The sequence below is a fragment of the Cypionkella aquatica genome (assembly GCF_030161095.1).
Lineage (GTDB): Bacteria > Pseudomonadota > Alphaproteobacteria > Rhodobacterales > Rhodobacteraceae > Cypionkella > Cypionkella aquatica.
Genome location: NZ_BSPP01000011.1, coordinates 47185 through 70671 on the forward strand (window position 1 = coordinate 47185; position 23487 = coordinate 70671).

Annotated in this window: 23 protein-coding genes and 1 pseudogene; 12 read left to right on the plus strand and 12 right to left on the minus strand. The window is 60.4% G+C overall.

Annotation, left to right across the window (positions count from 1 at the left end):
• Positions 1-8: 8 nt before the first annotated feature.
• The 8 genes and pseudogenes from lpdA to sucC all read right to left on the minus strand — a co-directional run bounded on the left by lpdA (position 9) and on the right by sucC (position 9033).
• A complete protein-coding gene (gene lpdA, locus QQJ98_RS15570) occupies positions 9-1397 on the minus strand; it encodes a dihydrolipoyl dehydrogenase (protein ID WP_284326279.1) in 1389 nt (462 codons plus the stop codon).
• Positions 1398-1505: 108 nt separating this feature from the next.
• Complete coding sequence (locus QQJ98_RS15575) at positions 1506-1901, minus strand: MAPEG family protein (protein WP_284326280.1); 396 nt, start codon at positions 1899-1901, stop codon at positions 1506-1508.
• 10 nt (positions 1902-1911) lie between these two features.
• Positions 1912-2154, minus strand: coding sequence for a hypothetical protein (locus QQJ98_RS15580; RefSeq protein WP_284326281.1), 243 nt, complete (start codon positions 2152-2154; stop codon positions 1912-1914).
• 75 nt (positions 2155-2229) lie between these two features.
• A pseudogene (gene odhB / locus QQJ98_RS15585) lies at positions 2230-3450 on the minus strand (2-oxoglutarate dehydrogenase complex dihydrolipoyllysine-residue succinyltransferase); the annotation flags it as partial.
• Complete coding sequence (locus QQJ98_RS15590) at positions 3437-6424, minus strand: 2-oxoglutarate dehydrogenase E1 component (RefSeq protein WP_284326283.1); 2988 nt, start codon at positions 6422-6424, stop codon at positions 3437-3439. The gene QQJ98_RS15590 and the pseudogene odhB, both read right to left, overlap by 14 nt.
• Entirely contained in the window at positions 6421-6948 is a 528-nt protein-coding gene (locus QQJ98_RS15595; protein WP_284326284.1) for a DUF805 domain-containing protein, read from the minus strand. The genes QQJ98_RS15590 and QQJ98_RS15595 overlap by 4 nt, the downstream gene beginning before the upstream one ends.
• A 2-nt stretch (positions 6949-6950) precedes the next feature.
• On the minus strand, positions 6951-7835 hold the full coding sequence (sucD, locus tag QQJ98_RS15600; protein WP_284326285.1) for a succinate--CoA ligase subunit alpha: 885 nt from the start codon (positions 7833-7835) through the stop codon (positions 6951-6953).
• A gap of 4 nt (positions 7836-7839) precedes the next feature.
• Positions 7840-9033 carry an ADP-forming succinate--CoA ligase subunit beta gene (sucC, locus tag QQJ98_RS15605; protein ID WP_284326286.1) on the minus strand — a complete coding sequence of 398 codons (1194 nt, stop codon included), beginning with the start codon at positions 9031-9033 and terminating at the stop codon, positions 7840-7842.
• A 231-nt stretch (positions 9034-9264) separates the two neighbouring features.
• Between sucC and QQJ98_RS15610 the strand changes: the two genes are divergently transcribed.
• The gene (locus QQJ98_RS15610; RefSeq protein WP_284326287.1) at positions 9265-10260 is read left to right on the plus strand and encodes a glycosyltransferase family 2 protein; all 996 of its coding nucleotides are present in this window, start codon (positions 9265-9267) and stop codon (positions 10258-10260) included.
• A gap of 42 nt (positions 10261-10302) precedes the next feature.
• On the opposite strand, the gene QQJ98_RS15615 is transcribed toward QQJ98_RS15610, so the two are convergent.
• The 4 genes from QQJ98_RS15615 to mdh form a co-directional block, all read right to left on the minus strand.
• On the minus strand, positions 10303-11517 hold the full coding sequence (locus QQJ98_RS15615; protein WP_284326288.1) for a hypothetical protein: 1215 nt from the start codon (positions 11515-11517) through the stop codon (positions 10303-10305).
• Positions 11518-11589: 72 nt separating this feature from the next.
• A complete protein-coding gene (locus QQJ98_RS15620; RefSeq protein ID WP_284326289.1) occupies positions 11590-12261 on the minus strand; it encodes a class I SAM-dependent methyltransferase in 672 nt (223 codons plus the stop codon).
• A 105-nt stretch (positions 12262-12366) separates the two neighbouring features.
• Positions 12367-13602: a peptidase T gene (pepT, locus tag QQJ98_RS15625; RefSeq protein ID WP_284326290.1), complete on the minus strand. Its 1236-nt coding sequence runs from the start codon at positions 13600-13602 to the stop codon at positions 12367-12369.
• 712 nt (positions 13603-14314) lie between these two features.
• The gene (gene mdh, locus QQJ98_RS15630) at positions 14315-15277 is read right to left on the minus strand and encodes a malate dehydrogenase (protein ID WP_284326291.1); all 963 of its coding nucleotides are present in this window, start codon (positions 15275-15277) and stop codon (positions 14315-14317) included.
• 224 nt (positions 15278-15501) lie between these two features.
• Between mdh and QQJ98_RS15635 the strand changes: the two genes are divergently transcribed.
• The 11 genes from QQJ98_RS15635 (at position 15502) to QQJ98_RS15685 (ending at position 23458) form a co-directional block, all read left to right on the plus strand.
• Positions 15502-16254, plus strand: a complete 753-nt coding sequence (locus QQJ98_RS15635) for a sulfite exporter TauE/SafE family protein (protein WP_284326594.1) — start codon at positions 15502-15504, stop codon at positions 16252-16254.
• Positions 16255-16537: 283 nt separating this feature from the next.
• Positions 16538-17386, plus strand: a complete 849-nt coding sequence (locus QQJ98_RS15640; protein ID WP_284326292.1) for an HpcH/HpaI aldolase/citrate lyase family protein — start codon at positions 16538-16540, stop codon at positions 17384-17386.
• 9 nt (positions 17387-17395) lie between these two features.
• A complete protein-coding gene (locus QQJ98_RS15645; protein WP_284326293.1) occupies positions 17396-17953 on the plus strand; it encodes an NnrU family protein in 558 nt (185 codons plus the stop codon).
• Positions 17953-18156 (plus strand): DUF1737 domain-containing protein, encoded by a 204-nt coding sequence (locus QQJ98_RS15650; RefSeq protein ID WP_284326294.1) that lies wholly within the window; start codon positions 17953-17955, stop codon positions 18154-18156. The genes QQJ98_RS15645 and QQJ98_RS15650 overlap by 1 nt, the downstream gene beginning before the upstream one ends.
• A 45-nt stretch (positions 18157-18201) precedes the next feature.
• A complete protein-coding gene (locus QQJ98_RS15655; RefSeq protein ID WP_284326295.1) occupies positions 18202-19236 on the plus strand; it encodes a MaoC family dehydratase in 1035 nt (344 codons plus the stop codon).
• Positions 19237-19303: 67 nt separating this feature from the next.
• Positions 19304-20065 (plus strand): DUF4344 domain-containing metallopeptidase, encoded by a 762-nt coding sequence (locus QQJ98_RS15660; RefSeq protein WP_284326296.1) that lies wholly within the window; start codon positions 19304-19306, stop codon positions 20063-20065.
• Between the two features lie 205 nt (positions 20066-20270).
• Positions 20271-20654 carry a succinate dehydrogenase, cytochrome b556 subunit gene (gene sdhC, locus QQJ98_RS15665; RefSeq protein WP_284326297.1) on the plus strand — a complete coding sequence of 128 codons (384 nt, stop codon included), beginning with the start codon at positions 20271-20273 and terminating at the stop codon, positions 20652-20654.
• Positions 20655-20666: 12 nt separating this feature from the next.
• Entirely contained in the window at positions 20667-21038 is a 372-nt protein-coding gene (gene sdhD / locus QQJ98_RS15670) for a succinate dehydrogenase, hydrophobic membrane anchor protein (RefSeq protein ID WP_284326298.1), read from the plus strand.
• Positions 21039-21047: 9 nt separating this feature from the next.
• Positions 21048-22850 (plus strand): succinate dehydrogenase flavoprotein subunit, encoded by a 1803-nt coding sequence (sdhA, locus tag QQJ98_RS15675; protein WP_284326299.1) that lies wholly within the window; start codon positions 21048-21050, stop codon positions 22848-22850.
• Complete coding sequence (locus QQJ98_RS15680; protein WP_284326300.1) at positions 22850-23164, plus strand: hypothetical protein; 315 nt, start codon at positions 22850-22852, stop codon at positions 23162-23164. Before sdhA ends, QQJ98_RS15680 begins: the two co-directional genes overlap by 1 nt.
• 3 nt (positions 23165-23167) lie before the next feature.
• Entirely contained in the window at positions 23168-23458 is a 291-nt protein-coding gene (locus tag QQJ98_RS15685; RefSeq protein WP_284326301.1) for a hypothetical protein, read from the plus strand.
• Positions 23459-23487: the final 29 nt, after the last annotated feature.

A 23487-nucleotide genomic window follows, 5' to 3' on the forward strand; every position in this document is an offset into this window, starting at 1 on the left:
ATATTGCTTTAGGCGTGAATCGCGCCGTCACCGCAAGCAAGGGCGGCTTCGCGCACAGCCTCGCTATAGGTGGGGTGTGCGTGGCAGGTGAGTGCCAGATCCTGTGCTGATGCGCCAAACTCCATGGCAACGCAAACCTCGTGGATCAGATCGCCCGCACCCGGCCCGATGATATGGCAGCCCAAAATCCGATCAGTGTTGGCATCGGCGAGCATTTTGACGAAACCCTCTGCCTGAAACACCGCTTTCGCCCGCGCGTTTCCCATGAACGGGAATTTTCCGACCTTGTAAGCGCGGCCTTGTTCTTTCAGCTGTTCTTCGGTTGCCCCCACGGATGCCACTTCTGGGCTGGTGTATACCACACCGGGGATTACCGAGTAGTTAACATGGCCCGCTTTGCCCGCCATGATCTCTGCCAAGGCCATGCCTTCGTCTTCGGCTTTGTGCGCCAGCATCGGGCCCACAATCGCATCGCCAATGGCATACAAGCCACTGATATTGGTTGCAAAATGGGCATCGGTTTTGACTTGACCACGGGGCAGCATCTCCACGCCCAAAGCCTCTAGCCCCAAACCTTTCACAAAGGGTTTGCGGCCGGTGGCGACAAGAACAACCTCTGCCTCAAGGCTGGCTTCGGTGTCGTTCTTGCGCAGCTTATAGCTGACTTTGGCGGCACCATCTTTGGTTTCAACCCCTTGCACAGCCGCGCCCAAGACAAACTTAAGGCCTTGTTTCGTCAGGATTCTTTGGAAGCTCTTCGCCACCTCGGCGTCCATGCCGGGGGTGATCGCGTCCAGATATTCAACCACGGTGACCTCGGTGCCAAGCCGGGCGTAGACCGAGCCCATTTCCAGCCCGATCACGCCTGCACCAATCACCACCATGGTTTTCGGGATCGAAGGCAGGGTCAAAGCGCCAGTCGATGTCACCACAATTGTCTCGTCGACCGTGACGCCGGGGAGGCTTGAAGGCTCGGAACCCGTTGCAATCACGATGTTTTTCGCCTCGTGCACCTCGTCACCGATCTGCACTTTGCCGGGGGCCGGGATTGTCGCCCAGCCTTTCAGCCAAGTGATTTTGTTCTTCTTGAACAGAAACTCGATGCCCTTGGTGTTGCCGTTCACCACATCTGTTTTATAGGCCTGCATCTTGACCCAATCAACCGTAGGCGCACCGCCCATCAGACCCATTTTCTCAAAGTTTTCATGGACTTCGTGCAAAGAGTGCGTGGCGTGCAGCAGGGCTTTCGACGGGATGCAACCGATGTTCAAACAGGTGCCGCCAAGGGTATCGCGCCCCTCAACCACGGCGACGTTCAGGCCGAGTTGGGCGGCGCGGATGGCGCAAACATAGCCGCCGGGGCCAGCACCGATGATGATTGCGTCAAAGCTTGCCATGGGTTTGATTTCCTTGGGTTTTTGGATGTCGATTAACAAGAGCTTAACAGTATGGAAACCGTATGGATTTGGCCCATATAGCGGCCATACGATTTCCGGGGGGCGGCGTTAGATCAAAGCGGCGACGATCATGGTCACTGTGGCGAAAAATCCGACCGCCCAGATCGCCGAGCGCCACGGGCGCAGGCCGAACGCATAGGCGGGGATGTAGAGCACGCGGGCGGCGAGATAGGCGTAGGCTGCGTATTGGGTCACGCTGCTGGATTGGTTGCCAAGAGTGACGACGACAACGGCGAGGGTGAACAGGATCAGCCCTTCAAAATGGTTGTTCAGCGCGCGCTGCATCCGGGCTGCCACCACCGACAATTGCCGCGATGGCGGCCGGTCGCGCGGGCTGGAGGTGTAGCCCGTGCCAAGCTGCAGATTGGCGGGGATGGCGAACAGCACGAATTGCACCGCTTGCAGCAGACCCACGAGGGCGAGGGTGGTGAGTTCAGGGGTCATTGCGGCCTCTTCAAGCGGTTTTCAGGAATTGCGCGGTGCCGCTGCGCCCGAAGCCTGCTTCGGTTTTCACCCAATCCTGCGCGCGCTTGCGGTCGTTGACCTCAAACAGCACGGCAATTTTGCTGGCGGAATCCGCATCGCGCCAGATTTGCAGAACGCTTAGGCCCGCAGCCCCACGATTTTCGCTATCGGCGTCAAAACCGGATTTCCAAGTCGCATAGTCGGAAGTGTCGATCTGGTAGATCATCTGCATCGTGCCGCTCCTGCGTTTTATATCGCGGTCATCTGGCAGACCGCCCCCACACGAAATGGGGGCGGCGCTGGGTGATTACAAATCCATCAACAAACGGCGGGGATCTTCCAGTGCTTCTTTGACGCGCACCAGGAAGGTCACAGCGCCTTTGCCATCCACAACGCGGTGATCGTAGGACAACGCCAGATACATCATCGGGCGGATGACGATTTGGCCGTTGACCACCACCGGGCGGTCTTGGATTTTGTGCATACCCAAGATGCCCGATTGTGGCGGGTTCAGGATCGGCGAGGACATCAGCGAGCCGTAGACGCCACCGTTCGAGATGGTGAAAGACCCGCCCTGCATTTCTGCCATCGACAGCTTGCCATCGCGGGCGCGCAGACCGAGTTCCGAGATTTTCTTCTCAATCGCGGCAAAGCCCATCTGATCGGCATCGCGCACCACGGGCACCACAAGACCCGAAGGCGTGCCGACGGCGACGCCCATATGAACGTAGTTTTTGTAAACCACGTCTTGACCGTCAATCTCGGCGTTCACTTCCGGGATTTCTTTCAAAGCATGGGTGCAGGCTTTGACGAAGAACGACATGAAGCCCAGTTTGACGCCGTGCTTTTTCTCGAAGATGTCTTTGTATTCATTGCGCAAAGACATGATGCCGGACATGTCCACCTCGTTGTAGGTGGTCAGCATGGCAGCGGTGTTCTGCGCGTCTTTCAAGCGGCGCGCGATGGTGGCGCGCAGGCGGGTCATCTTGACGCGCTCTTCGCGTGCGGCGTCATCGGCAGGCACCGGGGCGCGCGGGATGGCGGCGGGGGCGGGGGCTGCGGCAATCGGCGCGGCGGCGCTTGCGCGCGCCACGTCTTCCTTCATCACGCGGCCATCGCGGCCCGTGCCTTGGACTTGATCGGCGGACAAACCGGCCTCTGCCATGGCTTTTTTGGCAGCGGGCGCGTTTTCAACGTCTTTGGCAGCCACCGGAGCCGGGGCTGCGGCAGGTGCAGGTGCCGGGGCAGCGGCTTTGGGGGCCGCAACCGCGCCAGCCGCACCTTCGGTCACGATGGCAAGACGGGCGTTGGCGGCCACGGTCGTGCCTTCGGGGGCGAGGATTTCGGCCAGCACGCCGGACACCGGCGAGGGGACTTCGACCGAGACTTTATCGGTTTCAAGTTCACACAGCATCTCGTCTTGCTTGACGGTATCGCCGGGTTTCTTGAACCACGTAGAAACCGTGGCTTCCGAGACGCTTTCGCCCAAGCTGGGCACCATTACATCGGTCATATCATTCTCCTGCGCGGGCGGTTGGGGTCGGGGCAGGGCCACCGAGCGCTTCATTCACCAAGGTTTGCTGTTCGTATTTATGCTTAGAAGCCAGACCCGTCGCGGGCGATGCCGAGGCCGCGCGGCCTGCGTAACGCGCGCGGGTGTTGGTTGCGCCAATCGCGGTCAAAAGCGCTTCCAGTTCTGGTTCCATATGGAACCAAGCGCCCATGTTCTTGGGTTCTTCCTGACACCAGATCCATTCGGCCTGCTTGAAGCGCGACAATTCTGCGGTCAGCGATTGTTTCGGCACCGGGTAAAGCTGCTCGACCCGCAACAGATAGGTGTCGGTCAGACCACGGGCATCGCGTTCGGCCAGCAGGTCGTAATAGACCTTGCCGGAACACAGCACGACGCGCTTGATCTGATCATCGCTGTTCAGTTTGGTCTCCGAATGGCCCTTTTGTGCATCATCCCACAACACGCGATGGAAATAGCTGCCATCGGTGAAATCAGCCGCATCTGACACGGCCATCGGGTGGCGCAGCAGCGATTTCGGCGTCATCAGGATCAGCGGCTTGCGGTAATCGCGGTGCAGCTGGCGGCGCAGGATGTGGAAGTAGTTCGACGGCGTGGTGCAGTTGGCAACGATCCAGTTGTCATGCGCCGACATCTGCAAGAAGCGTTCCAGACGCGCCGAGGAGTGTTCCGGGCCTTGGCCTTCATAGCCATGCGGCAGCAGGCACACGAGGCCGGACATCCGCAGCCATTTCGACTCGCCCGAGTTGATGAACTGGTCAAACATGATCTGCGCGCCATTGGCGAAATCGCCAAACTGCGCTTCCCACATCGTCAAAGCGTTGGGTTCGGACAGCGAATAGCCGTATTCAAAGCCCAGCACCGCATATTCCGACAACATGGAGTCGATGACTTCATACCGCGCCTGACCCGGACGGATGTGGTTGAGCGGGTAGTGACGTTCCTCTGTCGTCTGATCGACAAAGGCCGAATGGCGTTGGCTGAAGGTGCCACGGGTGCAATCCTGCCCCGACAGACGCACCGGGAAGCCTTCGACTTGCAACGACCCAAAGGCCAAAGCCTCGGCCGTGGCCCAGTCGAAACCGGCACCGGTCTCGAACATCTTTTTCTTGGCTTCCAACTGACGTGCCACGGTTTTGTGGATGTCAAAGCCGTCGGGCACACGGGTCAGGGCGGCGCCGACTTCGGCCAGCGTTTCAGGTTTGATGAACGTGTCGCCGCGCTGGTAATTGTCGAGGTCTTTGGTTTTCATCGACTTCCAACGCCCATCAAGCCAATCGGCCTTGTTGGGTTTGTAGTCTTTGCCCACGTCAAATTCAGCATTCAGCGTGGCTTGGAACGTGGCCTTCATATCCTCGATCTCGCCTTCGGGGATCAGGCCGTCGGCAACCAAGCGATCGGTGTAAAGCTGCAAGGTGGTTTTTTGCTTGCGGATGGTGGTGTACATCGCCGGGTTGGTGAACATCGGCTCGTCGCCTTCGTTGTGACCAAAGCGGCGGTAGCAGAAGATGTCCAGAACCACGTCTTTGTGGAAGGTCTGGCGGAATTCGGTGGCGACTTTGGCAGCATGCACCACCGCTTCGGGATCGTCGCCGTTCACATGGAAAATCGGCGCTTCGACCATCAAGGCGATGTCGGTCGGATAGGGGCTGGAGCGCGAGTAGCTGGGCGCTGTGGTAAAGCCGATCTGGTTGTTCACCACCACATGGATGGTGCCGCCGGTGCGATGGCCCTTCAGGCCAGACAGCCCGAAACATTCGGCAACCACGCCTTGACCCGCGAAAGCCGCATCGCCGTGCAGCAACACGGGCAGGGCTTGGCTGCGCTCGGTATCGCCAAACTGATCCTGCTTGGCGCGCACTTTGCCCAGCACCACGGGGTTCACGGCCTCTAGGTGGCTGGGGTTGGCGGTGAGTGAGAGGTGGACGGTGTTGCCGTCAAAGGTGCGGTCCGACGACGCGCCAAGGTGATATTTCACATCGCCCGAGCCATCGACATCCTCGGGTTTGTAGCTGCCGCCCTGAAATTCGTTGAAAATCGCGCGGTAGGGTTTTTGCAGCACATTGGCCAGCACGTTCAGACGACCACGGTGCGGCATGCCGAAAATAACCTCGCGCACGCCCATCGCGCCGCCGCGTTTGATGATCGCTTCCAGCGCCGGGATCAGCGCCTCGGCACCGTCAAGACCGAAACGCTTGGTGCCCATGTATTTGACATGCAGGAATTTTTCGTAGCCCTCGGCCTCGACCAGTTTGTTCAGGATTGCCTTGCGGCCCTCGCGGGTGAAGGCGATTTCCTTGCCATAGCCCTCAATCCGCTCTTTCAGCCAAGCCGATTGGGCGGGATCAGAAATGTGCATGTATTGCAGCGCGAACGTGCCGCAATAGGTGCGTTTGACGATGTCGATGATCTGGCGCATCGAGGCCATTTCCAGACCCAGCACGTTGTCGATGAAGATCGGACGATCCATATCGGCTTCGGCAAAGCCATAGGATGCGGGATCGAGCTCGGGGTGGTTGCCGCGCTCTGTCATGCCCAAGGGGTCCAGATCGGCGGCCAGATGGCCACGGATGCGGTAGGCGCGGATGATCATGATGGCGCGGATAGAGTCCAGCACCGCCCGCTGCACTTGGGCATCGCTCAGCGAGACGCCTTTTTCGGCGGCCTTCTCAACGATCTTTTTGCCAGCGCCTTTGGGTTCGGCAGCCACTGGCCATTCGCCCGTCATCGCCCCGGTGATGTCATCCGCAGGGGTGGGTGGCCAATCGGCGCGGCCCCAAGACGGGCCAGTGGCCTGCCGCTTGGCATCAAGCTCTGGCTCGTTCAAAGAGCGGAAGAAATCCGCCCATTGTGCATCGACCGAGGCCGGATCGGCGGCATAGTTGGCCGCAAGCTGGTCAACATAATCCGCATTAGCACCCTGCAGAAAGCTGGAGGCGTGGAATTGCGCATTGGGGGATTGTTCGGTCATTTGGATGCCTCCGTGGGGTTGGGGCGGTGAGAGAATTTTACCTGCCGGGACGGCGCGGCCATTTGGGAAAACAGAGCAGAGCCTGTTATCAAACCTAAGAAGAATTGGTGAAGGAAGGCGGGGATAAGCACACAAACACCCGTAAGCCAGATGAGCAGAACGCCCAACATGCCGGGGCCATCGCGCAGGGGATCGAGCGCCCAATTTGTCAGACCAACAATCGCCCAAACCGAGGTAAGAGCAAAAACCAACGCCATCAGCGGTGTTTCAAACCAAAATGATGCCTCACCCGTGTCTGTCAGTCGACGCCTTGTAACAGCCATTAGCGGTGACAGCGTTAGAAAGAACACCAAACCACGCAAAAGTGTTGGAGAGTCAGGCATGGCTTGGTTCAGCATGGCCAAAGCTGCCATTGGGAGAATAAGTCCGACCGGCAGAAAGCACCAATACTCGGCGCGAGAGGCTCGCCCCGAGTATTGGAAAGACTTGCGCAAACAAGTCCCGATGGCCTGCGCCGGTCCCATGATCAGCCTTTGATCGCTTTCAGCACAGCTTCGCCCAAAGTCGCCGGGCTGTCGGCCACGATGATTCCGGCCATTTTCATCGCCTCGATCTTGCTTTCCGCGTCACCTTTGCCGCCTGCCACGATGGCGCCGGCATGACCCATGCGGCGGCCCGGAGGGGCGGTGCGGCCTGCGATGAAGCCTGCGGTAGGTTTCCAGCGGCCGCGTTTCTTTTCATCGGCCAGGAATTGTGCCGCTTCTTCTTCAGCGGAACCGCCGATTTCCCCAATCATGATGATCGAATGGGTGTCGGGGTCAGCCAGGAACATCTCAAGGATATCAATATGCTCGCTGCCCTTGATCGGATCGCCGCCGATGCCGACAGCCGAGGTTTGGCCCAAGCCCACGTCGGTGGTTTGCTTCACAGCCTCGTAGGTCAGCGTGCCGGAACGGCTGACCACGCCAACAGAGCCGCGCGAGAAAATGCTGCCCGGCATGATGCCGATTTTACATTCGCCGGGGGTCATCACGCCGGGGCAGTTTGGCCCGATCAGGCGCGACTTTGAATTGATCAGCGCGCGCTTGACCTTCATCATGTCCAGCACCGGGATGCCTTCGGTGATGCAGACGATCAGTTCCATCTCGGCGTCGATGGCTTCCAGAATGGAATCTGCAGCGAACGGCGGTGGCACATAGATCACCGACGCATTGGCACCGGTGACCGCGCGGGCCTCGTGGACGCTATCGAACACCGGCAGGTTCAGGTGGCTGGATCCGCCCTTGCCGGGGGTCACGCCGCCGACCATTTTGGTGCCGTAAGCGATGGCCTGCTCCGAGTGGAACGTGCCTTGGCTGCCAGTGAAGCCTTGGCAGATGACTTTGGTGTTTTGGTTTACAAGAACAGCCATGATATTATCCCTTCACCGCTTTAACGATCTTCTCGGCGCCGTCTTTCAGATCGTCAGCAGCGATCACGTTCAGGCCCGAGTTGCGGATGATTTCCTTGCCCAACTCAACGTTGGTGCCTTCCAACCGCACCACCAGCGGCACTTTCAGGCCGACCTCTTTCACCGCCGCGATCACGCCCTCGGCTATGATGTCGCAGCGCATGATGCCGCCGAAGATGTTGACGAGGATGCCTTTGACGTTGGGGTCAGAGGTGATGATCTTGAACGCCTCGGTGACCTTTTCCTTGGTGGCACCGCCGCCGACGTCAAGGAAGTTCGCAGGCTCGGCCCCGTACAGTTTGATGATGTCCATCGTGGCCATCGCCAGACCTGCGCCATTGACCATGCAGCCGATTTCGCCATCCAAAGCGATATAGTTCAGATCGAATTTCGACGCGGCAAGCTCTTTCGGGTCTTCTTCCGTCTCATCCCGAAGCGCGGCAATGTCGGGGTGGCGATACATCGCGTTGCCGTCAAAGCTCATCTTGGCGTCGAGCAGCTTCATGTTGCCGTCTTTCATCACCACAAGCGGGTTGATTTCCAGCATATCCATGTCTTTTTCGACGAAGAGTTTATACAGGTTCTTCACGATGCCGACGCATTGCTTGACCTGATTGCCGGTCAGACCCAGCGAGAAGGCGACGCGGCGGCCGTGGAAATCCGAATAGCCCGAGGCCGGATCGACGCTGAACGACAGGATCTTTTCCGGGGTGTCGTGGGCCACATCTTCAATCGACATGCCGCCTTCGGTGGAACACACGATCGAGATGCGGCTGGTTTGACGGTCGATCAGCAGGGCGAGGTAAAGTTCCCGCTCAATGTCGCTGCCGTCTTCGATGTAGATGCGGTTGACCTGCTTGCCCGCCGGACCGGTCTGCACGGTGACCAAGGTGCGGCCCAGCATTTGCCGTGCGAATTCAGCGGCCTCACCGACCGAGCGGGCCAGACGCACGCCGCCTTTTTCGCCGGCCTCAGCCTCAAGGAAATGGCCTTTGCCGCGACCACCGGCGTGGATTTGCGCTTTGACCACCCAAAGCGGGCCATCAAGTTCGCCCGCGGCGGTCTTGGCTTCTTCGGCCTTGGTGACGGCGCGGCCATCGGATACCGGTATGCCGTAGCTGCGCAGCAGGGCCTTGGCCTGGTATTCATGGATATTCATGGATGTGTCCCATCAGCTTGGATTTGCAGGCGGTGTGGCATAATTTTGGGCATTAGGAAAACCCGAATTTAGGGGTCTCGGCGGAAAACCGACATTTGTGATCACACGCAAAAAAATTGTGATCACATGAAGGGTTTCCTTAAGTTTATGGCTGCCGGGCTTCGGGCTTGCCGTTGGCGCTAACGCTGGGCATGGTTGCACAAGGTTCTAAAACGGGATGGCAACAGTTCGATGAAACCAAGTTGGGCGGTTGTAACAACGGTGGACGAGCCTGCCGCATTGGTGGCGACTTTCGCGACGCATCATCTGGCCCAAGGCGCGCGGGCGGTGCATGTTTTTCTGGATCAGCCCGATTTGGATGCGCAGGCGATGTTGGCGAAATTGCCGCGTTGCGTGGTGACGGTGTGCGATGATGCCTATTGGGCAGCCAGCGAAAAAGGCAAACGGCCCCTGATCCATACCGCGCGCCAATTGCATAATGCGCGGCAGGTTTACGCCCAGACCGATGCCGACTGGCTGCTGCATTGCGACGGTGATGAATATGTGCGCGACGGGGCGGCGATGGTCCAAGCTCTTGCCGAGGCCCCGGCAGAGGCGATGTATATGCGGCTTTTGGTGGCCGAGCGCGCCTATCCAAAGGGTGAGATCGGCGCGGATATTTTCGCAGGCATCTTCCGCCATGCCTTGCCGGATTACCCGCGCAACGGCCCGGATGTTTACGGCGAGATGGCCGAGTTTTTCCATTTTGGCCTGACCGGGCATAAGGCGGGCAAAGCGCTGTCGCGTGTGGGGGCGGGGCTGCAGATCGGGTTGCACGCGCCCAATCTCAAGCCGGTGCATCGGGTGATCCAGACCACGCGGCTGTTGCATTTCGACGGGCTGACCCGGCTGCATTTCACCTTGAAACTGCTGCGCCGCGCGGCCGAGCCGCCGCATGGTGGCAGCAATCGGCATGGCGAGGCGCGCAGTCTGCAATTTCAGTCACTGCGCGAGGCGGTGGCAGAGGTGGCGTTGCGCGAGGAATTGGTGTCTGTGCTGAAAAATCTGGACCGCCAGCAGCTGCGGCAGTTGCGGCGGCTGGGTTGTCTGGACGAGGTGGGGTTTGATCCGCACGCGGTGCTGGCCGCAGCCGGGCTTGCGCCGGATTTGTCGGTTGCGGCGTTTGATGCCAGCTTGCGGCAGCGCCACGCCGCGTTTTTGCGACAGCATGCACCCGATTTGGCCTGATCAGGTCTGCCCAATCATTTAAACCTGATCATTTCAGCCTGATCAGTTGAGGTAAAACGACAGCATCATCGCCTCACCCCCGACCATTTGTTCAAATGCGCTCCAGTTTTGGCCGCTGACAAGCGTGCCCTGTTCCAGATAGGGCGCGGCTGCCCAGCCTTGGATCCAGCCTGCCAGATCGGCGGGGCGCGGCTCGTTGAAGACTTTGGCGATATTGATGCCAGCGCCGCCTTCCTGCCGCCAATAGGGCGCGAGTTTGGTGCCGTTCAGCAGCGCCTCGGCATCCTGCAGCACGGCCATCCACGTCGCGCCAGTGCCGGGGGGCAGGGTGACGCCAAGCGCGGATTGTTGCTTATCGTTGGGCAACCATTCGGCGGCATTGTCGGTTTCCAGGGTTACGGCGGCCCAGAACCGGCGGTTGTCGGCAATCATCGCCAAAAGGTGCTGATGCGCCGCCGCCATGCGCGGTGCATCGGGGGTTTGTTGCAGCGCGGCGATGACAATGGCGATCACATCGACCTCATCCATGCCATCGCTGCCGCCAGAGAAGAAGCTTGGGGCGCTGCCACCAAGGCTTTCGATCTTGGCGCGGGCCTCGCGGATGCGGGTGATCGGTTCGGTCGGATCATAGGCCAGCACGATCTGGCTTAGGCCTTGCAGCAGGTGCGTATAGGCCGAAAGCCAAGCCGCGTCGGCTGCGTCAAATTTCACCACCGGGGCGGGCGTCGCAGGGTCGCGGCTGTCCCATTGCCAACCCAGCAGCATCGGGCCAAGCGTGGACAGCGCATCCTCGCCGGCATCGCGGCTCTGGTTGGCGTTGATGTCAAACCACAGGTCAGCAAAATTCACTTCCAGCGTGAAATCAGAGGTTTGCGGGATCTCGGCCAGTGGTGCGCGGGCTTGCTGCATCTTGGCATCCACCTGACGGAACAGATCCGCGATCATTGCAGGCTGAAACGCTGCGGGCGTGGGATTGTCGGGCAGCGGCAGGCGCAGGAAGGGCAGCATGCCGGTACGATCGGTCATTCCGGCGGCGTAGCGCAGCTGCAAAGCCGCCTCGACTGCGCCAAGAAAGCGGGTGCCTGCAAGCGCAAAGCGGTCGGCATCGGTCGGGGTCTCAAGGGCCGCAAGCCGGGCCTCGGTGGCGGCAAGGCCGCGGGTGCCGATTTCGGTGCTCAGGCTTTCGGCCTTGGCTATTTCGGCGTGCAAGGACGCGGCAAGGGCTGCAGTGCACAGCAGAGTGGGCAGGATGCGCATGGTCATCTCCAGTAAGCTTGGCTGCAGGGTGCGCCGCGCGAAGCTGTGATGCAACTGCGGGATTCCAGACCTTTACGCAGGAGTGGCGGTGAACAGCACCTGCCCACGCGGCAACCACATCTGATGCTGGGTGACAGCAAAGCCCGAGGCGCGGCTGAGATGCAGGATATCCTCGGCCAGCATGTGATAGGGCGCGCGGGTGTCATGCGTGACCACGCCATCAACTTGCCGGAACGGCTGCAGGCTTTGGGCGGCATCTGGGGCAAGAAAGCAGGTGAACAGGAATTTCTGCAAGCTGGGGAAGCGGGCGCGGGCTTGGATCAGCGCGCGGCGCAGATGGTTGGCGGGCAGATGGGTGAACACCGCAAAGCAGATCGCATGGGTGATTGTGTCGGGGATGCCGGGGAAGTTGAAATTGGCATCCTCGATCAGTTGTTTGGGGCTGAGATGTGATTTATCTGCGATTTCCGCCTGATAGCCGCGTTGCATCAGCGCGCCGGACAGATCGGTCGCCCAGTAGTGGCCGGGATCAAGATAAGGCGCGGCGAGGCAGCCCAGCCGCAGCGACCCCGCACCAATGTCGAGCAGATGGTGGCGCGGCATCAGCCCAGCCTCGATCAGCAGTTCCATCTGGAAATTGCCGGTTTCCTCCCACCGTCCGCCGACGATATCGCGGTGACGGCCCTTGGCGAGGGCATCGGTGAAGAAATCCGGGGCGTGATAGGGCGAGATATGCTGGGCCATGGCGGTCTATGGCACAAAGGCCGGGTATTTCACACCCCCCGCTCCGACGCTTCTTCGCTCCTTCGCACCCCGTGGGATATCTAGAAACAGGGAAACAACTGGCTCTTAGGGCTTGGCGGCGTGTTGGACGAGGGCGAGGCAGAATTCGGTCGCCTGCGCCATGTCCTGCACCGAGACCCATTCCAGCGGGCCGTGGATATTTTGCATCCCGGTGAAAAGGTTGGGGCAGGGGACACCCATCTCGGTCAGCCGTGATCCATCGGTGCCGCCGCGGATCGGCACGGACACTGGCTCGATCCCAAGGCTGCGGGCAGCTTGGCGGGCAAGCTCTACCGGGGTCATATCCTTTTCTAGCCAGTAGCGCATGTTGCGGTATTGCGGCGTAATGGTGCAGGTGATTTCGGCGCGGGGTTCGGTCGCGGCGACGGCGGCGCAGACCTGTTGCAGCAGCGCGCCTTTGGCGGCGAGGCCGTCGCGTTCAAAGTCGCGCAGGATGAATTTCAGGGTCATCTCGGATGCGCCGCCTGTCATGTCGGTGGCGTGGATGAAACCTTCGCGGTCGTCGGTGGTTTCGGGGGTGAGGGTGGCTTGCGGCAGGGTCTGGATGATTTTGGCGGCAAGGTGGATGGCGTTGACGAGTTTGTCTTTCGCAAGGCCGGGGTGGATCGAGACGCCTTTGATGGTGACAACCGCGCCATCGGCCGAGAAACTTTCGTATTCGATCTCGCCCACCGCTCCGCCGTCGAAGGTGTAGGCGAAATCGGTGTTCAGGTCTTTGGGCAGGCTGGAATGGACGCCGCGACCGATTTCCTCATCCGGGGTGAAGGCTACGCGCAAGGTCGGGTGGGCGATCTCGGGGTTTTGCAGCAGGTGGCGGGCGGTGGTCATCAGGATGGCGACGCCTGCTTTGTCATCCGCGCCCAGCAGGGTGAGTCCCGAGGCGGTGATGATGTCGTGGCCCTGTTTGGTGCCGAGGTAGGGGTTGTGCTCGGGGGTAAGCGAGAGGGCGGGGTTGTCGGGGAAAGAGATCGCGCCGCCATTGTAGCCTCGGATCACGCGGGGTTTGACGCCGGTTGCGTTGAATTGCGGGGCGGTGTCGACATGGGCGAGTAGGGCCACGGTGGGGCCCGCTGCGGTGCCGGGGATGGTGGCGATCACGGTGCCATAGGGGGTGAGTTGCACATCTGAGGCGCCGATGTCGCGCAGCTCGGCTTCCAGCAGGCGCAGGATGTTCAGTTGGATTTCGGTGGAGGGCGAGGAGGTCCCGTCGTCATTGGATTGGCTGTCGATGCTGGCGTAGCGGATCAGGCGGGATTCGAGTTCAGCGTGAAAATCAGACATTCTGGCCTCCGATGTTTTGCGGGAGTTGGGGCGCTGATCGGCGGGCTGTCAAGGGGGATTGGGCTGCGGTCCCAACGCGGGACCATTTAGATGTGTTTGAAATCAAGGGGTTGGGGTGGCAGATTTAAGGTCTTGTTAAGATTTGCGCGGTGGATGGGGGTTTCACACCCCCACGGGTTTGGCGTGCCAAACCCTGCCCCGTGGAATATCTGGGCCGATGTGAAAGCGTGGCGGACGGTTTATGCAGGGGCTGGTGTTATGCCGGGGTATCGCTGCGGCGTTCGGCCACGACTTGTTGTCAATCGTCATGAATGACGTCGCCGCAGCGGTTTGCGCGCAGAATTTCAGTCACATGGGCTTTTCGATCAGCAAGGTGGCGAGGACATGGGCGCGAGTAAGCTTCTTTGTCGCGGTTGGCTGGTGGGGCCGAGTTTTCCGGGGCGTATAAAGCGCAGATACATCGCGGACAAATTGTCAAATGAGGGTGTTTGCCGGTTTAGCCATCTGCGGGACCTGTGGCGTAGGTTTGCGAAGGTCTGGGTGCTGCGAAAAATGCGGCTGCGCGGGTGGCGTCGATGGCCAAAGCGTCTTGCGGAGTGGATTTCGGGGAAAGCGTTGGGTCGCAAACCCAATCAAGCTGTGAAAAATGCGCGCCGGGGTGCGGCGCGCATTATGCATCATGGGTGTAGGGCGGGGTTTCACCCCATGGCGCTTATGCCAGCGACGGATCAATCGCTTTGCAAGCGGCGACAAGGCCGTTCACGGCCTCGACCGATTTGGTGAACATCGCCTGCTCGTCCGCGTTCATCTTGATGTCGACGATACGCTCAATCCCGCCTGCACCGATGATGGTGGGGACGCCCACATACATGCCGTTCAGGCCAAGTGCGCCATCAACATAGGCCGCGCAGGGCAGCAGGCGCTTTTGGTCTTTGAGGAAAGCTTCGGCCATCTCGATCGCCGATTGTGCAGGCGCGTAGAAGGCCGAGCCGGTTTTCAGCAGGCCCACGATCTCGGCCCCGCCATCGCGGGTGCGCTGGATGATACCGTCGAGTTTTTCCTGTGTGGTCCAGCCCATCGCCACCAGATCGGGCAGCGGGATGCCGCCAACGGTCGAATAACGCGCCAAAGGCACCATGGTGTCGCCGTGGCCACCCAGCACGAAAGCCGTGACATCGCGCATCGAGACGTTGAATTCGACCGACAGGAAATGACGGAAGCGGGCAGAGTCCAAGACGCCAGCCATGCCGACAACCATGTGATGCGGCAGGCCAGAGAACTCGCGCAATGCCCAGACCATCGCATCCAGCGGGTTGGTGATGCAGATCACGAACGCATTCGGCGCGTGGGCTTTCAGGCCCTCACCCACGGCTTTCATCACTTTGAGGTTGATCCCGAGCAGGTCATCGCGGCTCATCCCCGGTTTGCGCGGCACACCTGCGGTGACGATGCACACATCGGCGCCCGCGATATCGGCGTAGGAATTGGCCCCCTTGAGGCTGGCATCAAAGCCCGCCGAAGGACCGGATTGCGCGATGTCGAGCGCTTTGCCCTGCGGCGTGCCCTCGGCAATATCAAACAGGATGATGTCGCCAAGTTCTTTGATGGCGGCAAGATGGGCGAGCGTGCCACCGATCTGACCTGCGCCGATCAGCGCGATTTTTGGGCGTGCCATGTGGGCCTCCGAGAGGGTTCTGGTAAGGTTTGTATACTGTGGTATGCTAAACCCACCCGGCTTTGGACGCAAGCCTGCTGCAGTGCGGCAAGGCAAGTCACTGGCCCGGCTACAGTGTTTGCGCTAAACGGGCGCAAGCAACTGGGGCTGGGCGATTCCGAAAGCCGGTCGGGTCGGCAACGCGGTGATCATGGGTGATTCCGCTGGCAGGGGAAAGAGCCATGATGGACGGATTTGCGTTTTGGGCGCTGGCCAGTTTTGCGGCGGTGCTGGTCGGCATGGGCAAAGGCGGCATGCCGGTGGTCGGGATGCTGTCGGTGCCGGTGCTGGCTTTGGTGCCGGGGATGCATCCTGTGACGGCGGCTGGGCTGTTGTTGCCGCTGTATGTGGTGTCGGATATGTTCGGGCTTTACGCCTATCGCCATGCGTTTGATCGTCGGGTGCTGGCGATCATCGTGCCTGCGGCGACGCTTGGGGTGATCTTGGGCTATGTCACCGCTGAGGCGGTGTCAGAGGCTTGGGTGACGGTGCTGATCGGGGTGATCGGCGTGGTGTTTGCGTTGAACCTGTTGATCCGCCGCAAGATTGTTGTGGCCCCCGCCGAGCCAAAGATCGCGCCCGGCGTGTTCTGGGGCGCGGTCACCGGATTTACCAGCTTTGTCAGCCATTCGGGTGGGCCGCCCTATCAGGTTTACACCATGCCCTTGGGGATGAACAAAGCGGTGTTTGCCGGCACTTCGACCATCGCCTTTGCCTATATCAACGCGATCAAGCTGATCCCGTATTACATGCTGGGGCAAGTCAATTTGTTAAGCCTTGAGAAGGTGTTGGTGTTGATGCCGATTGCGGCGGTGTCGGTTTTTGTCGGGGTCAGGCTGGTGAAGTGGCTGCCAGAGAAGCTGTTTTTCGAGCTGGTGACATGGGCCTTGCTGCTGGTGTCACTCAAGCTGATCTGGGACGGCTATCGCGGGTTTTAGGAAGGCTAGGGTGTTGTGGGGCGCGGCTTGCAAGGCATGCGCGGCAAGGATCAGCCCGGCAAAACCTAGCGACAGGGCGAACAGGGAGTTTTGCATCTTGGCCTCTGCGTTTGTGAGATGCAGCCAGCTTGGGCAGAAGATGCAAGCAAAGCGTTAACAGCTCGCGCGCGGGGGCTGTGCTTAGGCTGTGCGGCGGGGGATTTTTCTGCGATGCAGCAAAATTGAGCTTGCCGAAAGTGGCGAAATGCGGTCGTTTGGCGCAATATTGTTGCTGGAGAGAATCATGACCGCGCGCCCCTATCGTTCTGTGCTGTATATTCCGGGCTCTAATGCGCGGGCGTTGGACAAGGCGCGGGGCTTGGCGGCGGATGCGATCATCTTTGATCTGGAAGATGCGGTGGCACCGGATGAAAAGGCTGCGGCGCGCGATGTGCTGCGGGCGGCGCTGGCGGCGGGCGGTTATGGCAAGCGCGCACGTATCGTCAGGATCAACGGCTTGGATACCCCATGGGGGGCAGATGATCTGGCGGTGTTTGGATCAGACCCGGCAGTCGAGGCGGTGCTGATCCCCAAGGTCAACCGCGTGGCGGATCTGGATGCGGTGACGGTGCAGACGGCAAAGCCGTTGTGGGCGATGATGGAAACCGCGCTGGGCATGCTGAACGCGGGCGAGATTGCAGCGCATCCAAGCCTTGAGGGCCTTGTGGTGGGCACCAATGATCTGGCCAAAGAGCTTGGTAGCCGACATCGGGCGGATCGCTTGGCCTTGCAGGCGGGTTTGGGGCTGTGTGTGCTGGCGGCCAAGGCCCATGGCCGGGTCATCGTGGACGGCGTCTATAATGCGTTCAAGGATGCAGCCGGGCTAGAGGTCGAATGTGGGCAGGGGCGCGATATGGGCTTTGATGGCAAAACCCTGATCCATCCGAGCCAGCTTGAGATTGCCAATGCGGCCTTTGCGCCGTCAGAGGCCGAGATGGATTTGGCCAAGCGCCAGATCGCGGCGCATCGTGCGGCACTGGCGGCGGGGCAGGGCGTGGCGGTTGTGGATGGAAAGATCGTCGAAAACCTGCATATCGTCACCGCACAGGCGGTTCTAGGGAAGGCCCAGATGATAGCCGCGCTGTCACAGTAGGATTTGGCGATGAGCTGGCTGATTTTGGGACTGGCGCTTTGGAGTGGCGCGCATTTTTTCAAACGAGTGGCGCCGCAAGCGCGGGCGGCGATGGGCGCGCGTGGCAAGCTGCTGGTCACGGTGCTGTCGCTGTTGGCGGTGGTGTTGATGGTCATAGGCTACCGCGCCGCAGATTTCACGCCGCTTTACACGCCGCTGCCGGGGATGGGGCACGCCAATAACACCTTGATGTTGGTGTCTTTGTTCCTGTTTGGCGTCGGCGGCACCAAGGGCACGCTGTATCCCAAGATCCGGCATCCGATGCTGTGGGGCGTGGTGGTCTGGGCGGTCGCGCATCTGCTGGTGAATGGCGATCTGGCGTCTGTGGTGCTGTTTGGCGGCTTGGGGCTGTGGGCGCTGATCTCCATGCTGCTGATCAACCGGTCCGAGGTTTGGCTGGCGCCGCTGGGCGGGCGTGGGCTGAAGGGCGATATGATGAATCTGGTCGGCACCTTGGTGTTGCTGGGCGTGATTGCGATGATCCACCAATGGCTTGGGCATCCAGTGTTTATGGGGACGTATTCCTGATGCAGCTGTATCGGTTTTTATCGGACGACGACACCAGCGCGTTTTGCCACAAGGTCAGTTTGGCGCTGAGCAAAGGGTGGGTGCTGCATGGCGGGCCAACTTATGGCTTTGACGCTGCGCGCGGCGTCATGCGCTGCGGGCAGGCGGTCGTGAAGGAAGTGCCGGGGCAATATCACCCGGATATCAAACTGGGTGAGGCATAAGGCGGGGGTGGGATAGAACCCACCCTGCCGTTTCGGGGGAATAGCATGAGCGGGAAGAAAACCAACGCGGGGCGGTTTTTTGAGGATTACCGCTTGGGCGATGTGATCATCCATGCCAGCCCGCGCACGGTGAAAATGGGTGAGCGCGCGCTTTATCACGCACTCTATCCGGCGCGGCATGCCCTGTATTCCTCGGATATTTTTGCGCAAGACTGCGGGCTGCCGTTCAGCCCTTTGGATGATCTGGTGGCGTTTCATGTGGTGTTCGGCAAGACCGTGCCGGATGTGTCTTTGAACGCGGTGGCCAATCTGGGCTATGCCGAGGGGCGCTGGCTGTGTCCGGTCTGGCCGGGGGATACGTTGCGCGCGCAAAGCACGGTGATCGGGGTCAAAGAGAACTCGAATGGGCAATCGGGCGTGGTTTATGTGCGCACCGTGGGGCTGAACCAGCATGACGAGGCGGTGCTGGAATATGTGCGCTGGGTGATGGTGAAGAAGCGCGATTTTGGCGCGGCGGCCTCGGTGGCGGTGGTGCCAGCGCTGGCTAAGGTGGTGGAGCCCTCTGCACTGGTGATCCCGCAGGGGCTTGATTTCTCACGCTATAACTTCGCACTGGCGGGCGAGCCGCACCGGATGCGCGACTATGCTGTGGGCGAGGTGATCGACCATGTTGATGGCGTCACCATTGAGGAAGCCGAGCATATGCTGGCAACGCGCCTCTGGCAGAACACCGCGAAAGTGCATTTCGATGCGACGCAGCGGGCAGATGGCAAACGGCTGATCTATGGCGGGCATGTGATCAGTCTTGCGCGGGCTTTGTCGTTCAACGGGCTGGCCAATGCGCAGATGCTGGCGGCGCTGAACGCGGGCGCGCATGCCAATCCGTGCTTTGCGGACGATACGGTGCGGGCGTGGTCCGAGGTGTTGGAGATGGCAGAGCTGGATGCGCCGGGTGTCGGCGCGATCCGGCTGCGGCTGGTGGCCACGCGGGGGGCGGCGGGGGATTTGCGCGGGGCGGATGGCAAATATCTGCCCGAGGTGCTGCTCGATCTGGATTATTGGGCGTTTATACCAGTTTAACAATCGCGCGCTAAACGTTGCCTCGTTTGGTCTGGCGTGTCAGGCTGGCCCAAAGCGGGGGGTGTTGATGCGGCAATTTCTGTGGGCGGCGGCAGCTCTGGGTTTTGCGACGGCGGCCCCGGCGCAAACCGGCTTTGACTTTCCCGCGGACGAGGCGGCGGCGGCTTTTGTCGCCAATGAGGTGGTGGCCACCTTTTATCACGAACTGGGCCATGCGCTGATCGACGTGCTGCAATTGCCGGTTCTGGGCAAGCAAGAAGATGCGGCGGACCATCTGTCGGTGATCCTGATGAATGACATCTGGGAAGAGGAAGCGGCGGCGAACATCCTTGCCAGCGATGCCACGGCTTATGCACTGCTGGCCGAACAGCGTGATGCAGGCGGCGCGGAACCTGTCTATTCCGACGAGCATAGCCTTGATATGCAACGCTATTACACCGTGGTGTGCCTGTTTTACGGGGCCAATCCAGAGGCGCGTCAGGGCTTGGCCGATGATCTGGGCTTGCCGCCAGAACGCGCAGAGCGCTGTCCTTCCGAATGGGAAGAGGCGTCGCGCTCTTGGGCTCAGGTGCTGGAAGGGGCGACGCCGGGCGGGGATAATGTCGGCCTGGAAATGGTCGCCGGGCAGCAGGGGCAGCCGCTGGCCGATCTGATCGCGGAAGAGGTGCAGGCCATAAACGACCGCTTTGGCCTGCCTGTCCCGGTCACGGTTCTGGTGGCAGATTGCGGTGAGGCCAATGCCTTTTACAGCCGCAGCGCGCAGAAGATTACGATTTGTAACGAATACGCGCAGAATCTGAAGGAGATGTGGGAAGCCTCGCCAGATTGAGGATTATTGTGATCACATGGTTTTTTTGTGTGATCACAAATTCAAAAAACTGCAACTGATAGCGAGAACATTGCGCAGATGCAGCATGGTTTGGGGTGACATGCGCGAGATAAGCGCTATTGAGAAGTGAACGCCGCGCAGCCGCCAGGCAGGACTTCCTGGCCGGCCGCTATCGAAGACCCGGATCCAGAGGAAGGGATGTGTTATGGCCGAAGTGAAGCGGGTGGAGCGCCCTCTGTCGCCGCATTTGCAGATTTATCGCGTGCAGATGACCATGGTAAGCTCGATCCTGACCCGGATTACCGGCAATGCGCTGATCGTTGGCGTGATTTTGGCGGTGTGGTGGCTGCTGGCTGCGGCGACCTCGCCCGCGCATTTCGCCTTCGCCAATGCGGTTTGCACCAGCTGGTTTGGCGATCTGGTGTTCACAGGCTCGGCTTGGGCGATCTGGTATCACTATCTGGCAGGGCTGCGGCATCTGTATTTCGACGCGGGCCACGGGCTAGAGATTGCCACGGCGGAAAAGCTGGGCTGGGTCTGCGTGATAGGTTCGGTCGTGCTGACCATTCTCACCATTTTGATCGTGTAAGGGGCTGATCTCATGCGTTATCTTACGGCGCGCAAGCGCGCGATTGGCAAGGGCTCTGCTCATACCGGCACGGCGCATCACTGGTCGATGACGATGTCGGCGGTGGCGCTGGCCTTCATGGTGCCGACTTGGGTCTATATCTTTGGCCATGCGTTGGGCCAAGACTATGAGGTGGTGCGGGCGACTTTTGCGCATCCTTTCCCGGCGATCCTGACCGCGCTGATCCTTGTGATCGGCATGCGGCATTTCGCAATGGGGGCCACCATGATGATCGAGGATTATACCCATGGCACCATGCGTAAGGCTTTGATCATATTTGTAATTTCTCTGACCACCGTGATCGCTGCGACCGGGCTTTATGCCTTGATCCGCATCGCGCTTTAAGGGGCTGACATGACTGCTTATCCGTATGAAGTGCATGACTATGATGTGGTTGTGGTGGGGGCTGGCGGTGCTGGTTTGCGCGCGACCTTGGGCATGGCCGAACAGGGTTTGCGCACCGCGTGCGTGACCAAAGTGTTCCCGACGCGCAGCCACACGGTTGCCGCGCAGGGCGGTATTGCCGCGTCTTTGGGCAATATGGGCCCCGACAGCTGGCAGTGGCATATGTATGACACGGTGAAGGGCTCGGACTGGCTGGGCGACACCGATGCGATGGAATACCTTGCGCGCGAGGCCCCGAAAGCGGTCTACGAGCTGGAGCATTACGGTGTTCCCTTCAGCCGCACCGAAGAGGGCAAGATCTACCAGCGCCCGTTCGGTGGCCATACCACCGAATACGGAGAAGGTCCGCCAGTGCAGCGCACCTGTGCGGCAGCCGACCGCACCGGCCACGCGATTTTGCACACGCTTTACGGGCAATCCCTGAAGAATAATGCCGAATTCTTTATCGAATATTTCGCCATTGATCTGATCATGACCGATGGCAAATGCACCGGAGTAGTGGCGTGGAAGCTGGACGATGGCACCATCCATGTGTTCAACGCCAAGATGACGGTGCTGGCGACGGGCGGCTATGGTCGGGCGTATTTCAGCGCGACTTCGGCCCACACCTGCACCGGTGATGGCGGCGGCATGGTGGCCCGCGCTGGGCTGCCGTTGCAGGATATGGAGTTTGTGCAGTTTCACCCGACCGGGATCTACGGCTCTGGCTGTCTGATCACGGAAGGCGCGCGCGGCGAGGGCGGCTATCTGACCAACTCGGAAGGTGAGCGGTTTATGGAGCGTTATGCGCCCCATTACAAAGACTTGGCCCCGCGCGATTATGTCAGCCGCTGCATGACGATGGAAATTCGGGAAGGCCGTGGCGTGGGCGAGCATAAGGACCACATCCATTTGCACCTGAACCACCTGCCGCCCGAAACGCTGGCGCTGCGGCTGCCGGGGATTTCGGAAAGCGCACGGATTTTCGCGGGCGTTGATCTGCACAAAGAACCCATCCCGGTGCTGCCGACGGTGCATTACAACATGGGCGGGATTCCGACCAACTACTTTGGCGAAGTGCTGAATCCGACGCATGAAAACCCCGATGCCACCGTGCCGGGCCTGATGGCGGTGGGCGAGGCGGGCTGTGCCTCGGTGCATGGCGCGAACCGTCTTGGCTCCAACAGCCTGATTGATCTGGTGGTGTTTGGTCGCGCCGCCGCGATCCGCGCGGGCGAGATCGTGAACCCGAAAGACCGCGCAGCAGAGGTCAACAAGGCCGAAGTGGACCGCGCCTTGGATCGCTTTGACGCGACCCGCCACGCCAATGGATCGGTGCCGACGGCTGATCTGCGTCTGGAAATGCAAAAGACCATGCAGGCCGATGCAGCGGTGTTCCGCACCGACAAGACGCTGGGCGAGGGCGTGCAGAAGATGACGGCGATTGCGGGCAGGATGGGCGACGTGAAGGTCACGGACCGCTCGTTGATCTGGAACAGCGATTTGATGGAAACGCTGGAACTTCAGAACCTTATGCCGAACGCACTGGCGACGATCGTGGGCGCGCATGCCCGCACCGAAAGCCGGGGTGCGCATGCGCATGAAGATTACGCCACGCGCAATGACGCCGATTGGCGCAAGCACACTTTGGCTTGGGTTGACGGAAATCAGGTTCGGTTGGACTATCGCCCGGTGCATACAGCACCCCTGACGGCGGAAGCCGATGGTGGGATCTCGCTGAAGAAAATCGCACCGGCTGAAAGGAAGTTCTGATGCGGGTTTGGGCGGCATTGATGATCATGGCACTGGCGGCCTGCGATCCGCAGGTTTTGGCCGATAAGGCGATGCGGCGCACGGCGGAATCCGTGGTGCGCCCGGTTCTGGCACGCGAGTTGCCGGGATCGGTGGCCGAGGCCGCAACGCAATGCGTGCTGGATGCCGCCGACCCCGAAGAAACCCGGGCCTTGGCGCGCGATGTCGGCGTGGAAGCGGGCACGTTGACGGTGCAGAACATCCGCAATCTGGCGACACGTCCGGTTGCTTCTGACTGCTTTGCACGCAATGGCGTGCCGCCGTTGAAAGGCTAAGCGATGCGCCAAGCCATTGCCTTGCTTGCGCTTTTGCCGATGATCGCCTGCGGGCCGATCAGCCGCGAAGAGGCCGAGCGCGCTTGTTTTGAGCGCGCGCGTCTGGCGCAGCAGCCACGGGGCGAGCTGGGCGTTGGCATCGGATCGGATGGCCGCAGGCATGGCTTTGGCGAAATCACCATAAGCAGCGACTACATTCAGGGCAAAGACCCTGACCAAGTTTACCAGAATTGCGTCTATCACCGCTCGGGTGAGATGCCATCGCGTCCGTTTACCAGCATTCCCGCCAGATAGATGATGCGGAAGTTAAGGAAAGTCTGAGA

Excerpts from the sequence above, each read along its gene's own strand:
- lpdA (WP_284326279.1), bottom strand. The coding sequence starts at position 1,397 with ATGGCAAGCTTTGACGCAATCATCATCGGTGCTGGCCCCGGCGGCTAT.
- QQJ98_RS15575 (WP_284326280.1), bottom strand. The coding sequence starts at position 1,901 with ATGACCCCTGAACTCACCACCCTCGCCCTCGTGGGTCTGCTGCAAGCG.
- QQJ98_RS15580 (WP_284326281.1), bottom strand. The coding sequence starts at position 2,154 with ATGCAGATGATCTACCAGATCGACACTTCCGACTATGCGACTTGGAAA.
- QQJ98_RS15590 (WP_284326283.1), bottom strand. The coding sequence starts at position 6,424 with ATGACCGAACAATCCCCCAATGCGCAATTCCACGCCTCCAGCTTTCTG.
- QQJ98_RS15595 (WP_284326284.1), bottom strand. The coding sequence starts at position 6,948 with ATGGGACCGGCGCAGGCCATCGGGACTTGTTTGCGCAAGTCTTTCCAA.
- sucD (WP_284326285.1), bottom strand. The coding sequence starts at position 7,835 with ATGGCTGTTCTTGTAAACCAAAACACCAAAGTCATCTGCCAAGGCTTC.
- sucC (WP_284326286.1), bottom strand. The coding sequence starts at position 9,033 with ATGAATATCCATGAATACCAGGCCAAGGCCCTGCTGCGCAGCTACGGC.
- QQJ98_RS15610 (WP_284326287.1), top strand. The coding sequence starts at position 9,265 with ATGAAACCAAGTTGGGCGGTTGTAACAACGGTGGACGAGCCTGCCGCA.
- QQJ98_RS15615 (WP_284326288.1), bottom strand. The coding sequence starts at position 11,517 with ATGCGCATCCTGCCCACTCTGCTGTGCACTGCAGCCCTTGCCGCGTCC.
- QQJ98_RS15620 (WP_284326289.1), bottom strand. The coding sequence starts at position 12,261 with ATGGCCCAGCATATCTCGCCCTATCACGCCCCGGATTTCTTCACCGAT.
- pepT (WP_284326290.1), bottom strand. The coding sequence starts at position 13,602 with ATGTCTGATTTTCACGCTGAACTCGAATCCCGCCTGATCCGCTACGCC.
- mdh (WP_284326291.1), bottom strand. The coding sequence starts at position 15,277 with ATGGCACGCCCAAAAATCGCGCTGATCGGCGCAGGTCAGATCGGTGGC.
- QQJ98_RS15635 (WP_284326594.1), top strand. The coding sequence starts at position 15,502 with ATGGACGGATTTGCGTTTTGGGCGCTGGCCAGTTTTGCGGCGGTGCTG.
- QQJ98_RS15640 (WP_284326292.1), top strand. The coding sequence starts at position 16,538 with ATGACCGCGCGCCCCTATCGTTCTGTGCTGTATATTCCGGGCTCTAAT.
- QQJ98_RS15645 (WP_284326293.1), top strand. The coding sequence starts at position 17,396 with ATGAGCTGGCTGATTTTGGGACTGGCGCTTTGGAGTGGCGCGCATTTT.
- QQJ98_RS15650 (WP_284326294.1), top strand. The coding sequence starts at position 17,953 with ATGCAGCTGTATCGGTTTTTATCGGACGACGACACCAGCGCGTTTTGC.
- QQJ98_RS15655 (WP_284326295.1), top strand. The coding sequence starts at position 18,202 with ATGAGCGGGAAGAAAACCAACGCGGGGCGGTTTTTTGAGGATTACCGC.
- QQJ98_RS15660 (WP_284326296.1), top strand. The coding sequence starts at position 19,304 with ATGCGGCAATTTCTGTGGGCGGCGGCAGCTCTGGGTTTTGCGACGGCG.
- sdhC (WP_284326297.1), top strand. The coding sequence starts at position 20,271 with ATGGCCGAAGTGAAGCGGGTGGAGCGCCCTCTGTCGCCGCATTTGCAG.
- sdhD (WP_284326298.1), top strand. The coding sequence starts at position 20,667 with ATGCGTTATCTTACGGCGCGCAAGCGCGCGATTGGCAAGGGCTCTGCT.
- sdhA (WP_284326299.1), top strand. The coding sequence starts at position 21,048 with ATGACTGCTTATCCGTATGAAGTGCATGACTATGATGTGGTTGTGGTG.
- QQJ98_RS15680 (WP_284326300.1), top strand. The coding sequence starts at position 22,850 with ATGCGGGTTTGGGCGGCATTGATGATCATGGCACTGGCGGCCTGCGAT.
- QQJ98_RS15685 (WP_284326301.1), top strand. The coding sequence starts at position 23,168 with ATGCGCCAAGCCATTGCCTTGCTTGCGCTTTTGCCGATGATCGCCTGC.